Source organism: Sporosarcina pasadenensis (assembly GCF_047228845.1).
Lineage (GTDB): Bacteria > Bacillota > Bacilli > Bacillales_A > Planococcaceae > Sporosarcina.
Genome location: NZ_JBFEGM010000006.1, coordinates 52,573 through 64,684, shown reverse-complemented (window position 1 = coordinate 64,684; position 12,112 = coordinate 52,573). Strand labels below are relative to the sequence as shown.

Genomic DNA, 12,112 nt, shown 5'->3' with positions numbered 1-12,112 from the left:
AGGGGCTCGCTTCGGGCGTGGAACAGCTTGCTTTGGGCGCGGACGGGCCCGCTTTGGGCGCGAAATGGCCCACTTTGGACGCGGACGGCCTCACTTTGGGCGCGGTATGGCTCGCTTTGGACGCGGAAGGGCTCACTTTGGGCGCGGACGGCCTCGCTTTGGACGCGGACGGGCCCGCTTTGGGCGCGGAACAGCTTGCTTTGGACGCGGACGGGCCCGCTTTGGACGCGGACGGCCTCGCTTTGGGCGCGGATGAGCTCACTATGGGCGCGGAATGGCCCCCTTTGGACGCGGACGGGCCCGCTTTGGACGCGGAATGAAAAAAGCAGGCACCTCGTTAGAGATGCCTGCCACTTTCAACCGTTCGCTTCAACGGCTGATTTAATATTGGATTGGCTGATTTTGTAATGGCTCGCGTGCCATGCCGCTTCGCCGTCCTTTAATAGGAAGAGTTGCGGGCTTTCATGCTGTATGCTCAAATCGCTTTCGATTTCATTGGACAAGGAGCGGCTTCTTTGGACAATTAGATAGTATTTCGGAATCTCCGTTTCGAACCTATCAAACTCCCGATATCCCGCTGCGCTTATCGGGCACGTCGAGCTATGCTTCATTAGGAAAACCGGCTCTTTATTCGATTGGCTCCGTACCTGTTCCCATTCTTCAATGGATCGGATCTCTTTCATCAGATGATCTCTCCTTTCCCTATGTGAAGGGTCATTCCTGGATACTAGACGGTCGATGGGCCGCCTTACTGCCTTATATACCCTTTTGCAACAAGGTAAATCTTTCCGGTGCGCGAATAAAAGAAAAGCGACGACGAGTATGGCGGCAACCGTCTGCGACCAATCCTTCGTCAATCCATACAAGATAAGTGGCGACATAGCCATTGCACTTAATCCGACGATGCTGAAGTTTTTCAGGAATGGATAGAAAACTAGGAATATGACAACAAAACAAGCGACGACGGATGGGTTGAATGCAAGCATTCCGCCTATGAACGACGATACCCCTTGCCCGCCGCGAAACTTATGGACGATCGGATAAATATGCCCTGCCATGACAGCAAAGACGCATGCCAGTTGAAGCCATTCGTCCATCCCTAGCCATCTGGCGATCAAGACGACGATCGCTCCCTTTAATGCATCTCCAATGAACGTCAAAACAAAGCCGGTTTTGCCGAACACCCTTCCCGCATTTCGTGCGCCAGGATTCCCGCTGCCCGATGAGCGGATATCTTGGCGGTACAATAATTTACCGATGACAGTTGCCATCAGCAAATTGCCAACCATATATGCGCAGATGAGCAATACGATGACTTCCATTCATTCCCGCCCTCTTTCCTACTTAACAATATGCAGCAACCTGCCTTTTCCTGTACAATATGTCGCAGAAGAGAGGATGATCTAGTTGAAGGAATCACCAATTCGCCCTTCTGTGGCCATCATTTTATGTATTGTATTCGGCGGCGCCTTTGCTTTTATAGTCACAGCGATTCTCAGCGATATGATCGGCGGCTTTGACAGATCGGTCATTGATGCGATCCAAGGGTTGGAAGCCCCGTGGCTGACGTCCATCATGCTCGCTTTCACATTCATCGGCTCCACGAAAGTTGTCATGTTCCTTACCACCGCAGTGACAGTCCTTCTAATATGGAAGTTCGGCACTAGAAGCCTGGCCTACTTCTTTTTCTTTACAATGATTGGGACAATTATATTATTTCAAGCTTTGAAGCTCGTTTACAAACGGCCGCGTCCTGAGTTCCATCGGCTCGCAGAAGTTGGCGGTTACAGCTTCCCTAGCGGTCATGCGATGATGGCCTTCAGTCTCTATGTGCTTTTCACTTATTTGTTCTGGCGTCATATCCAATCGACTGCAGGCAGGATCGCCTTGGTGGCCTTTGCTATTTTCATGTTCGTCATGATTTCCGCGAGCCGCATCTATTTAGGTGTCCATTATCCGAGCGACATCCTCGGAGGTGCGATTGCAAGCGCTTTTTGGCTTACACTTATGGCATTCCTGTTTGTCCTATCTGAAAAGCGGAAGAAACGCGGCCTCGTCCAAGATTGACGAGGCGCTTTTCATTCGGTGAATCTAGCTGATTCCTCATCGGATAGAATCCTTGGTTTGAAATTCCCCACTTCTATATAGTCAACGCGCTCATCCACTGCTATTTTGAATACGTATGGATCATTCGTCTTTTCGATCGTATGGACGTTCGATTGCATTGTTTCGTAATAGGCCTTCACTTCCTGCTCCACCCAAAACGGCACCTCTTGATTTGGCACGACACTCTCCTTCTCCTTCCGCTCATCCTCCCATTGCTGCTTCGCTTCCGGATCCATGTGGAAATAAATCTTTTGCAAGGTATCAATGACTTCTCCGAATCCGATGATCAGCAACCCATACAGGAAGTGTGACGCTACGATGCCGAGGAACGCAAACAACGCAGTTCCCGTAATCCCGCTTGAATGGTGCATTTCTCCCCAATGATTCATGAGGTGGCCACCCATTTGCGCCATCATCGACAAGGAGAAGATCCCTTGGATGACACCCCATCCGATTACAACAACTCCGGCAATCTTGATGATATATCCAATGAAACTATGCTTCATAAATAAGTTGCTCAACATGACCACTCTCCCATTTTAATTTTCACCTATCTTGTGTACGATTGAGTGACTTGGATAGTTTCATTATGAGGAGGAAGGACATGCTTCCATTTACAGAACGGGTTGTACAGATCATTCGGGACATCCCTGCAGGTAAAGTCATGACATATGGGCAAGTGGCAGGCGCAGCTGGCAATCCGCGGGGTGCAAGACAAGTCGTTAGAGTCCTCCATTCGATGAGCGCCAAATACGAATTGCCTTGGCACCGGATTATCAATGCACAAGGTGCTATTTCGACCCCTTCCGATCTGGAAGAAAAAGGCGGCTTGCAACGAGAGTTGCTGGAGGCGGAAGGTGTGGAGTTCATGGCTAATGGGAAAGTGGATCTGCAAGTCTATCGATGGTTCCCTGAAGTAGAATTTTTGTGATGAAGTTCAAATTGCCTGCCGTTCGCGGCTCACTACACGTTGAACGGACAAGACCCGGTCCGTTTTAAAAGTACGTTTTTCATGGCGCAAATGGCAATAGGCCGTGAATGAATCCATACCGACTGCTAGAATGCGGATGCGTCTTTTCGTCAGTGTCCCATCCGCCCGCATATAGATCATTTCCGCCAATTCATGGCGCTCGCATATTTTGAGTAAAGCTTGTCGCAAAGCTCTCATCTCCGTTCGGAACATTTGTTCTCATTATATGCGAACAGCGACAGAAAAACAACTCCATTTCACTTGAAAGGAGGTGAGAAATATGTGGAAAGAATTCAAGGAATTTGCGTTCAAAGGTAACGTCCTTGACCTCGCAATTGCCGTCGTCATCGGTACAGCATTCGGCAAGATCGTCTCATCGCTCGTCGATAACATCATTATGCCGATCATCGTGGCTATCACTGGAAAGGTTGACGTATCCACTCTTGAAGTGGCAATCGGTGGGACTCCTCTTAAATACGGCCTATTTTTGCAATCAATTATTGATTTCCTCATCATTGCCTTCTCGATTTTCCTATTCGTTCGTCTCTTAATGAAGTTCAAACGGAAAGAGGAGCCTGCGAAGGAAGAACCGCCTGCGCTTGACGCGAAAGAAGAATTACTAAAAGAAATCCGTGATTTATTGAAAGAAAAACAATGAAAAAATGCCTGCTCATTCAAAAGCAGGCATTTCAGAGTGTAGACAAAGTCTTGTTTTGACTTTGTCTACTCTTTTTTTGGGAGAAAGCCTTGATGCATAGAGCTTTTATCAGCCTGATTGAAAACGCTTGTCAGCCTAGGCGCGAAGTCGAGCGAAGACGCGAATAGAACTAAGGTTCATGAGCGGACGAGCGAGACGAGCAACAACGGATGCGAGCGTTTGTCAACAGGCTGAAATTTAATCTGCACCCGCTCCCCCGCCGCCATCTCCGCCGCCGCCACCGCTATAGCTACCACCGGAATCATATCCTCCGCCTCCCCATGAAGATCCGCCCTTGCTAGGTGACGTTTGGGGTCCCCAAGTGGAATAGGCGAAGTAAAGCGGATCCACTTGCAATGCAAACAGGGGCGCCAATGAGGAGGATTCAGGCAAGCCCTTTGTAAGCCTCGGAAGCCTTTTCTTTGATTTATTCAATAAATATGCACGTGCAAGCCAACGATCGGCTTCGTCCTGATGGAGATAATCAGGGATCCCCCGCTTTACCCGCCTCCTGAATCTCATAATGCTCATCTTCGTGTAAAGAGCGGTTAGCGAGTTTGGGATCGCTTTCGGAATTGAGAAGAATAAAATAGCACCTAAGATGACCGCAGAAAGGACAGCTCCTGTTAACGCCGAAGCAACGATTTGGGCTCCTGCAGAAAACATACCGATAAAGAAAAGAATAGCCGGCCACTTCTTTCCGTGATTCGTACTGTAAAAATAATACCCGATCACCGCGACAATAGCGGGAAACGAAATTCCCCAGCCGCCGGCGCCGTCTGCATAGAATCCGTACATCGTCATTATTGTGAGGAGAAGGAAGATTGCTGTCTTCATCAGTTTCGGTATCTTCGTCGAAATCGCCCCTGCGTCTTCCATAAGACTAAGTACATCGTTATGCCAGACTTCATGGTTTTCATGGAATTGTCGTTGTTTCTTCAGATCGGTCCGATTCTTTTTATCGAAATGAACGGAAGGCCCTGCCATGTCATGCAAATGGAATTTCCGATGACCGACCCTCCCTTTGAAGAGCCATGTCAATAAATACTGCTCGTGCGGCAACAATGTATGCTTGGATTTCTTCATTTGTTCATCCGAATGAAGCAAGTGAAAGACAAGCGTCTTTTCCGGGGCACCTTCCTCCCCTTGAAATCGGGCTGCCGAATCCGTCGTTTCTACTTTGATAATTCCTTTTTCGGCGAGTGAAAATAGCCCGGCTAGAAAGCTTTTCCCGTTGAATCGACCATTTTGATCGACGAAAGCCAAATATGTCGGATCGGTCTGCAATACGAGGTCCGTGCTGCCGAACAGAGTGAAAACCCATTGCCTTATGAGAATGAGCAATATGATCACGACGATGAAGAAAATGCTCAAGCTATTCGCCACATTTTCCGCAACGGGGATGTCCGCCCACCTCGACTGCTTTTTATCGATAAGCCGCTGTTCCTGTCGGATTGCCTCTTCCAACGAAATCGGCTCCGCAATTTTTGGCTGCTCGGTCATAATTGCAGAAGGGAACAGGACACGGGTCTTCGTCACTGTATATGCGGCCGACTTTGGCGTATGAATTGAAATGCCGTTGCGATAAACCTTCCGCACTTCCCCTTCCCTGTCGTGCAGAAAACCATGGATGTGCTTATCCCCGGCGTCACCCGGAAACACATACGTAATGTCCACATTATTCAAATCGGCATCGTGATTGTCGCCACCCTCGAAATAAGTGACCGACAAATCGCTGTATGTATCATATGAAGTCACCGCATTTTGCATCTTGTAGACGTAAAGGACTGCTATAGTTTTATCCTCCGCCTGGATGGCTGTCCGGTACGTGCTTCCTTCACGAGTCACCCCTGCTTTCGTTATGGAAGATTCATCAATCTCCCCGACGACAGGTTCCTTCCCTTCAATTAAATACGCCTCGAAACGATCGATCTGACCAAGATGCTTCTTCGGAAACGATCGCGTCAACTGCGAAAACGAGCCATCCAACGTATACGTGAACACCTCATTCACCAACATATCGCCATTCGGCTGCACCCACCCCTTAATCTGCACCCGATCGACCGAGTACGACTTCGCCTCAGCATGGGCAGGTGAAAGGAACAGTAGCATGACAACAAAAATCACTATCTTCCGCATCTGAGCACCCCCTTTGGTTAGCTACAATACGGTGAGAGGCGTGGGAGGGTTTCAAACAAACGGTAAAACGGGTGTTTCGGCATGTTTGTAAGTAGGAAATAAGTTGTTGCTCCGCAGCCCTACAAAAACCGCTCCCCCCCAAATTCGACATCCTTGTGTCGTCCGTTGCCTCCTTCTCGAACTGATGCTACAATGGAATGTAGGATTGACGATAAAAAGGAGTGAAGTCTTCATGTGGTTCTTATACATCATGTACATCTTGTTCGCTTTTATCATCCTTGGTACAACATTTGGTCTTATCAGCACATTCAACAATCATAAGTGATTGTTGAAGTGCTTTTTTTGTGGAATCGCGTCATAATGACGGCAAATTGAAAAGGTGTCCCGCAGCCAGATGGCTTGGGACACCTTTTTCCTCATGTTTGTGGGGGTAAGACTGATGGTGGTGTTAAATTGTCTCTTCCTTTTGCATTTGTGGAAACACTGTCGTTCGGATCCAATGCAAACGCGGTGCCTGTTCCGGCGAATGCTGCGAACATCGCCGTCAGTAAAATGATGGATACCTTTCGTTTCATAATTCCTTCTCCCCTTTGTCATAGTAATATAGACTATACGTTGCTGCTTTTTCTTTGTCGCCGGTAGATCGGTAATAGTTTGCCAACCTCCAGGCAATACTTCTTGCTTCCCCTATATAATCATGTTTCTTCAGAAAAGGGAATGCTATTTGTTCACAATAGTCAAAAAGCTCTTGTTGGGAAATTTTAGTCTTTCTAAAGTAGTCTAACTGCACCTTCAAATATGGGTCTTTTTTCCTTTCCGCTAATGCTTCCAATTCATCAAGCAACGAATTGATTTCTTCATTCTCTTCAACAGCTGTTTGCAATAAATGAATGAGGACTGCTTGATAAAAATCGGTACCCGGCTCCAAAAGCTCCTTCAATTCTTTCAACATATCAGAAGCCGACTTATGAAGCTCCCTCCTATTTTGCAACACCGAGTAATTATAGAGAGCCCCCTGATACAGCTGATTCATCTCCATCATCCTGGCATTTCGGAGAATTGTTTTGAACAAACCGTCCGCTTGAAGGATAAAATCGCGGTTTGTATAATTGATGGCCAATAGAAGCTGTGCGTGAAGTAATCGGATGTAATTGGAATCCTTCCGGAAATAATCGACAGCCATCTCCGCGTAATAGGACGACTTGCTATATTGTGCTCTGTTATGAAGCAAATAGGCTCTTTGATAAAACAGCTCACCCTCGAACATTTGGGGAATCCGCTCTTGGAATTCTTCTATACGTTCTAAGCGGTCCTCCGCTTCTGTAAATTTTTGCGAGAAAATGTCATACATGAGATAAATGACTTTGGATACGCCTTTCTCATAGTCAGTAAAAGATTTTTCCATTCGTTTTAATATAGAGGCTTGCTGAGTGGCGCGAGGTATATCTTGTTTGAATAAATAAAAGCGTAATTTATAGAGCTCGTACCGATTCACCAAGTCTGTTGATTGCAAGTAATCTTCTTGATTCGATAGCTCTTGGAAAATTTGCTCCATGGATGTCAAATCATAATAGATTGAGTGCATGATGAACGTTTCCAATTTCTCTTTCCAATATTCGTAGGTGCTCACTTCTTGTTCCCACTCAATGTTCATACGCTTGAATAGTTCATTGATCGTTTCGATATGAGGGACGTATTTATTAGACTCGATTTTACTTAAATGGGAGATGGAGCAGATGCCTTCACAAAGCTCTGCCTGTGTTAGATTGTTTTTCATACGGTAGTATTTCAGGATGGATCCGATATTCAACATGAGCACCCCCTAAATGGCTTACTATTCCAACTTATCATTCCTGTTTTCTGAATACATGAGAAAACAGTCCCAGGGGAGTAAGGGACTGTTTTCGGCCTAATGTATGGGATTTTCATTAGGAGGCTATTTTAACGTACTCTTGCAAATCCGAATCCGGATGCAATGTCGTCTCCTGTTCCGGCGAAGTAACCGCCGAGGATATCATATGATTTCGCACGATTTTGCAAGTTGGTGCGCAGCTGAACGTTTGTGAAGCTTGGGTTTTCCGCCCAAACTTTCGCTGCCAATCCTGCCACATGCGGTGTTGCCATGGATGTACCGCTAATTGTCGCATACCCGCCGTTGTTCCAAGTAGAAAAGATGGCTGTGCCAGGTGCTGACAATTCAACATCACCGGTTTGGATTATGTTGTCGCCAGCCGTGCTCGAATGACCACGAGACGAAGAGTTTGCGACACGATACGTGCCGTTTTCCAACTGATTCTCAAGATTTGCGACTGCTATTGCTGATGGCAATGCCGCCGGATAATCGATTGAACCAGGGGAGTAACCGTCGTTTCCAGCTGCCGCGACAACTAATACACCGTGATTATATGCATAGTTGACAGCATCCGTTATCAACGAGCTTTCCCCGTTCGAACCGAGGGACATATTGATTACAACTTTCACTTTTTGCGCAGTTGCTTGATCTGCAGCGTGGCGGATCGCATTTGCAATATCATCCGCATAACCGCTTCCGGCGTTGTTCAAAACTTTATACGCCCAAAGCTTCGAATTTGGAGCCACTCCGTAAACGCCTCTCCTATCATCTCCACCTTCACCCAAGGCAGTTCCCGCAACATGAGTTCCATGCCCATTGCGATCGCTACAAGAGTTATTCACAAGTGGCTCTCTTTGCGTAAAATCCTTACATTGTTCCGCGTTATAGTATAAATCGTTATGGTTCACATTGACACCTGTATCGAGCACGGCGATTTTCACGTTCGAACCGCCTGTCGTATTTGTTAAATTACTGTCATTATAGATGGCCTTGATTCCCCAAGGAACCGACTGGCTCGCAGCCGCCGCTTCCATTTCATCATTCACCTTCAATGATGACGGGTCGATTTGGATAGACAACACTTCCACTTTTTCGACAGTGATATGCGGCATATTCTGTAAAGCCTCAAACTCCTTCGCCGTCACGTCCGTCGTGTAGGAATGGCCGGCGAATGCATTGCGTAGCTCGTAGCTTTGTTGAAGTTGTTGCAGCTCTTGTTCATTCTTCGCCGTGATAAGCACTCGGAACGTTTCGCCCCTTTGCTTCATTTGATCCTCTTTGAAATCCCGGAAGTCGTCCTTCGCATATACGCTTCCTGCAGGACCGAGCATACTTGCCACAATTGCCAATGCCGCGAGCACTTTCAATGGTTTCTTCATTCATTCTCCTCTTTTCCTATAAGATTCGGTGTTGCTAACTTCACTGTAACAAACACTCAGACAATAGGAAATTGGGAAAATTCGATAGGATTCGACCTTCTTCGTCGCTTCCATCTCTATCTATCCACCCTCGAAAAGACAATTATGTGCTCTGAAAGAACTAAAAACACCGGCCATTATGACGGCCGGTGTTGGGCAAATTGGGACTCCCCTATCTAATTTTACCTACCAATCAAGCAGTAACATCTCGTTTTACGAACGTTGTGAAGCTGATTCCGAGGAAGGCTACGATGTAAACAGCCAATACGGCGAACGAGAATGGCATCGTTAAATCAGGAATTAACATCATGCCCGTTTCAAATTGTGTCAAGTCCATATGAGTAAATAGCAAGTATTTCGCGATTTCATATTGTGATAGCAAAGCGCTGATTGTGGAGCCGGTGAAATAGATGAACAGCGACAGGCCAATCGCAAGCGAACTCGACCGGAAAACGCTGCCGATTGTAAACGCGAATGTCGCAGTGACGAACACGCTTCCGAATGAGAGTAGCAACATATACAGACTCTTGCTCCAAACCGACCAACTCGACATGCCCTCGCCTGCACCCGACTTGAATAAAAGGAGTGCCAAAAGGATATAGACAACATAACCGATCAGCATCAGGAACATGCCAAACAGATTCACTGTCAGGAATTTGGACAAAAGAATCTTCCACCGTTTCACAGGACGTGTCAGCAGCATTTTGATCGTCCCTTGCGAAAACTCGGAAGCGACAATGCCCGCTGCAACGATGACGGTTAGCAATAAGACGGTTCCGCCTAACGATGACGGATCTTGAATCATCCCTTGCCTCGTCATCCCGTTACTGTTTTGTGTACTGATCCATTTCATCAATGCCATCATGCCAGAAGTAATGGTAATCAGTATGCCGACCATGATCCAGGTCCCTTTTTTATGCCACAACTTCATCCATTCATTTTGCATAAGCTTCAGCAATTTGGCCACCTCCAGTCATCTCCAGGAACTCATCCTCCAACGTCTTCCGGTGCGGTTGAACCGCAAATACTTGCAGCCCTTCGGCAATGAACGACTCGACCAAGCCCGGAACTTGATGTTGCTCCGCATTCACAAGCAATCCATCTTTAAACGGCTCCACCGTAAATCCTCCATTTGTGAGCAATTGCTCCGCTTTTTCCGAAGGCGTCGCCTCAATGTAATAAAACGAATCACGCGTCTCGGACATTTCACGGATATCGATGAGCTTGCCGTTTTGAATGACGGCGATCCGGTCGCACATAAGCTCGATTTCGCTAAGCATATGACTGGAAACGAAGACGGACACCCCTTCTGTTTCGGCAATTTTACGCAAATACTGCCGGAATTCGCGGATTCCCGCAGGATCGAGTCCATTCGTCGGTTCATCCAGGATCAGGAACTTCGGCCGATGCAGGAGCGCCTGCGCAAGCCCAAGACGTTGGCGCATCCCAAGCGAATACGTCCCAACTTTTTCATGAATCCGGTTTTGCATGCCAACTTGGCGGACAACTTCATCTATTCGCTCCTTCGTCACCCCTTTATGCATGCGTGCGAAATGCACTAAGTTCTTATAACCTGACATGAACTTATACATTTCCGGGTTTTCGACGATGACGCCGACTTTCGAAAGGCCATCCTCGAAGTTGTCACGGAGCGACACCCCTTCGATGACGATGTCGCCCCCCGTCTGCTTCATGAGCCCGACCATCATTCGTATCGTCGTCGTTTTCCCTGCCCCGTTCGGACCGAGGAATCCGGTGATCTGCCCCGGATACAACGACAAATTCAAATTGTCGATGATCTTCTTGTTACGAATCGTTTTGGATAAATTCTTCAATTCCACTACTGGTTTCATTTTCCCAACTCCCTTTCCAGTTCTCGATCTCGGAACAGTGACACCATCCAGCTCGTTGCATCGGTTCCGTAAAAGTCTCGTATTTCGTCTACCTCCTCATGCGCGATCAACCTTCCGCCGCGCATGACGATGATCTCATCGAGTAGCGGCTCGACTTCCCGGATCTCATGCGTCGACATGATGACCGTCTGGCGCTCCGTGTCTGTAAAGCGGATAAGGCCTTTCGAAATGTCATCCCGCACCATCGGGTCAAGCCCTGAAAACGGCTCGTCGAGCAGATAGACATCGGCTTCGCGCGCAAGCGTCACTGCGATTTTCACACGCCCCCGGTTCCCTTTCGACAAACTTTTGATTTTTAGATTCAGCGACACATTCAGGAACTGCAAGATCTCCTTTGCTTTGACTACGTCAAAATCCTCGAACTGTGATTCGTAAAAGTCAACGAGCTGCTGAACCGTGAAGTACGTATAGAAATCATCGGTATCAGACATATACGCTACTTGAGCGGCAACCCGCCTTGTAATTGGCTGCCCGTCAAACGTCGCACTCCCGGAATTCGGCGTCAGCAACCCCGCCATCAGCTTCAATAACGTCGACTTCCCGCTGCCGTTTTCACCGACGAGACCGATTACCTTCCCTCGCGGAATCGATACTGTCACATCTTGTAATGCCCTCTTACTGCCATACTTCTTCACGATATTCTTCAATTCAATCATTCTCGCCACCCCGTTCCTGCAAACACTTTACAATCTCTTCCGTCGTAAATCCGAAAGCCGCCACGTTCTGAAGGAATGTTGACACGAGCTGCTCCTTCATTTCATTCCGAAGCGCAGAGATCCGATTCCGATCCTCTGTCACGAACGACCCCTGACCCCTTTTCGTCTCAGTGACCTCCATTTGCTCCAACTCCTTGTATACGCGCTGCATCGTGTTTGCATTGACGCCCACTTCCACTGCGTACTCACGGACGGACGGCAACTTCTCCCCCATTGCAAGCGTGCCGCGCATAATATCCCCTAAAATCCGGTCGATGAGCTGCTGGTAAATCGGCTTATCCGGTAAAAAATCAATGCTCAT

General features: G+C 47.6%; 15 protein-coding genes. 4 read left to right on the top strand and 11 right to left on the bottom strand.

The features are described 5' to 3' along the window. Positions 1-17 precede the first annotated feature (17 nt). Positions 18-320 carry a hypothetical protein gene (locus tag AB1K89_RS09720; RefSeq protein WP_413054578.1) on the top strand — a complete coding sequence of 101 codons (303 nt, stop codon included), beginning with the start codon at positions 18-20 and terminating at the stop codon, positions 318-320. Between the two features lie 36 nt (positions 321-356). Here AB1K89_RS09720 and ytxJ read toward each other — a convergent pair whose 3' ends face one another. Beyond that, the gene (gene ytxJ / locus AB1K89_RS09715) at positions 357-1,322 is read right to left on the bottom strand and encodes a bacillithiol system redox-active protein YtxJ (protein WP_413054577.1); all 966 of its coding nucleotides are present in this window, start codon (positions 1,320-1,322) and stop codon (positions 357-359) included. Positions 1,323-1,407: 85 nt separating this feature from the next. Between ytxJ and AB1K89_RS09710 the strand changes: the two genes are divergently transcribed. Beyond that, on the top strand, positions 1,408-2,067 hold the full coding sequence (locus tag AB1K89_RS09710; protein ID WP_413054576.1) for a phosphatase PAP2 family protein: 660 nt from the start codon (positions 1,408-1,410) through the stop codon (positions 2,065-2,067). Between the two features lie 11 nt (positions 2,068-2,078). Here the strand turns inward: AB1K89_RS09710 and AB1K89_RS09705 are convergent, their stop codons facing one another. Beyond that, positions 2,079-2,627, bottom strand: a complete 549-nt coding sequence (locus AB1K89_RS09705; protein WP_413054575.1) for a hypothetical protein — start codon at positions 2,625-2,627, stop codon at positions 2,079-2,081. Positions 2,628-2,710: 83 nt separating this feature from the next. Between AB1K89_RS09705 and AB1K89_RS09700 the strand changes: the two genes are divergently transcribed. Beyond that, positions 2,711-3,037, top strand: coding sequence for an MGMT family protein (locus AB1K89_RS09700; RefSeq protein ID WP_413054574.1), 327 nt, complete (start codon positions 2,711-2,713; stop codon positions 3,035-3,037). Between the two features lie 6 nt (positions 3,038-3,043). Here AB1K89_RS09700 and AB1K89_RS09695 read toward each other — a convergent pair whose 3' ends face one another. Then, on the bottom strand, positions 3,044-3,265 hold the full coding sequence (locus AB1K89_RS09695) for a transcriptional regulator (protein ID WP_413054573.1): 222 nt from the start codon (positions 3,263-3,265) through the stop codon (positions 3,044-3,046). Positions 3,266-3,356: 91 nt separating this feature from the next. Between AB1K89_RS09695 and mscL the strand changes: the two genes are divergently transcribed. Next, a complete protein-coding gene (gene mscL, locus AB1K89_RS09690) occupies positions 3,357-3,734 on the top strand; it encodes a large conductance mechanosensitive channel protein MscL (RefSeq protein ID WP_413054572.1) in 378 nt (125 codons plus the stop codon). Between the two features lie 237 nt (positions 3,735-3,971). Here mscL and AB1K89_RS09685 read toward each other — a convergent pair whose 3' ends face one another. The 8 genes from AB1K89_RS09685 to AB1K89_RS09650 form a co-directional block, all read right to left on the bottom strand. Next, the gene (locus tag AB1K89_RS09685; protein ID WP_413054571.1) at positions 3,972-5,912 is read right to left on the bottom strand and encodes a DUF2207 domain-containing protein; all 1,941 of its coding nucleotides are present in this window, start codon (positions 5,910-5,912) and stop codon (positions 3,972-3,974) included. Positions 5,913-6,328: 416 nt separating this feature from the next. After that, positions 6,329-6,487 carry a hypothetical protein gene (locus AB1K89_RS09680; RefSeq protein ID WP_413054570.1) on the bottom strand — a complete coding sequence of 53 codons (159 nt, stop codon included), beginning with the start codon at positions 6,485-6,487 and terminating at the stop codon, positions 6,329-6,331. Further along, positions 6,484-7,722 carry a helix-turn-helix domain-containing protein gene (locus AB1K89_RS09675; RefSeq protein WP_413054569.1) on the bottom strand — a complete coding sequence of 413 codons (1,239 nt, stop codon included), beginning with the start codon at positions 7,720-7,722 and terminating at the stop codon, positions 6,484-6,486. Before AB1K89_RS09675 ends, AB1K89_RS09680 begins: the two co-directional genes overlap by 4 nt. A gap of 131 nt (positions 7,723-7,853) precedes the next feature. Continuing rightward, entirely contained in the window at positions 7,854-9,143 is a 1,290-nt protein-coding gene (locus AB1K89_RS09670) for a S8 family peptidase (RefSeq protein ID WP_413054568.1), read from the bottom strand. 232 nt (positions 9,144-9,375) lie between these two features. Next, positions 9,376-10,140, bottom strand: coding sequence for an ABC transporter permease (locus tag AB1K89_RS09665; protein WP_413054567.1), 765 nt, complete (start codon positions 10,138-10,140; stop codon positions 9,376-9,378). After that, a complete protein-coding gene (locus AB1K89_RS09660) occupies positions 10,118-11,035 on the bottom strand; it encodes an ABC transporter ATP-binding protein (protein ID WP_413054566.1) in 918 nt (305 codons plus the stop codon). Before AB1K89_RS09660 ends, AB1K89_RS09665 begins: the two co-directional genes overlap by 23 nt. Continuing rightward, positions 11,032-11,751, bottom strand: coding sequence for an ABC transporter ATP-binding protein (locus tag AB1K89_RS09655; RefSeq protein ID WP_413054565.1), 720 nt, complete (start codon positions 11,749-11,751; stop codon positions 11,032-11,034). The genes AB1K89_RS09660 and AB1K89_RS09655 overlap by 4 nt, the downstream gene beginning before the upstream one ends. Then, positions 11,744-12,112 (bottom strand): GntR family transcriptional regulator, encoded by a 369-nt coding sequence (locus AB1K89_RS09650; RefSeq protein ID WP_413054564.1) that lies wholly within the window; start codon positions 12,110-12,112, stop codon positions 11,744-11,746. Before AB1K89_RS09650 ends, AB1K89_RS09655 begins: the two co-directional genes overlap by 8 nt.

Coding starts and splice junctions, on each gene's coding strand:
- ytxJ (WP_413054577.1), bottom strand. CDS start 1,322: ATGGAAGTCATCGTATTGCTCATCTGCGCATATATGGTTGGCAATTTG.
- AB1K89_RS09700 (WP_413054574.1), top strand. CDS start 2,711: ATGCTTCCATTTACAGAACGGGTTGTACAGATCATTCGGGACATCCCT.
- mscL (WP_413054572.1), top strand. CDS start 3,357: ATGTGGAAAGAATTCAAGGAATTTGCGTTCAAAGGTAACGTCCTTGAC.
- AB1K89_RS09685 (WP_413054571.1), bottom strand. CDS start 5,912: ATGCGGAAGATAGTGATTTTTGTTGTCATGCTACTGTTCCTTTCACCT.
- AB1K89_RS09680 (WP_413054570.1), bottom strand. CDS start 6,487: ATGAAACGAAAGGTATCCATCATTTTACTGACGGCGATGTTCGCAGCA.
- AB1K89_RS09670 (WP_413054568.1), bottom strand. CDS start 9,143: ATGAAGAAACCATTGAAAGTGCTCGCGGCATTGGCAATTGTGGCAAGT.
- AB1K89_RS09660 (WP_413054566.1), bottom strand. CDS start 11,035: ATGAAACCAGTAGTGGAATTGAAGAATTTATCCAAAACGATTCGTAAC.
- AB1K89_RS09655 (WP_413054565.1), bottom strand. CDS start 11,751: ATGATTGAATTGAAGAATATCGTGAAGAAGTATGGCAGTAAGAGGGCA.
- AB1K89_RS09650 (WP_413054564.1), bottom strand. CDS start 12,112: ATGAGCATTGATTTTTTACCGGATAAGCCGATTTACCAGCAGCTCATC.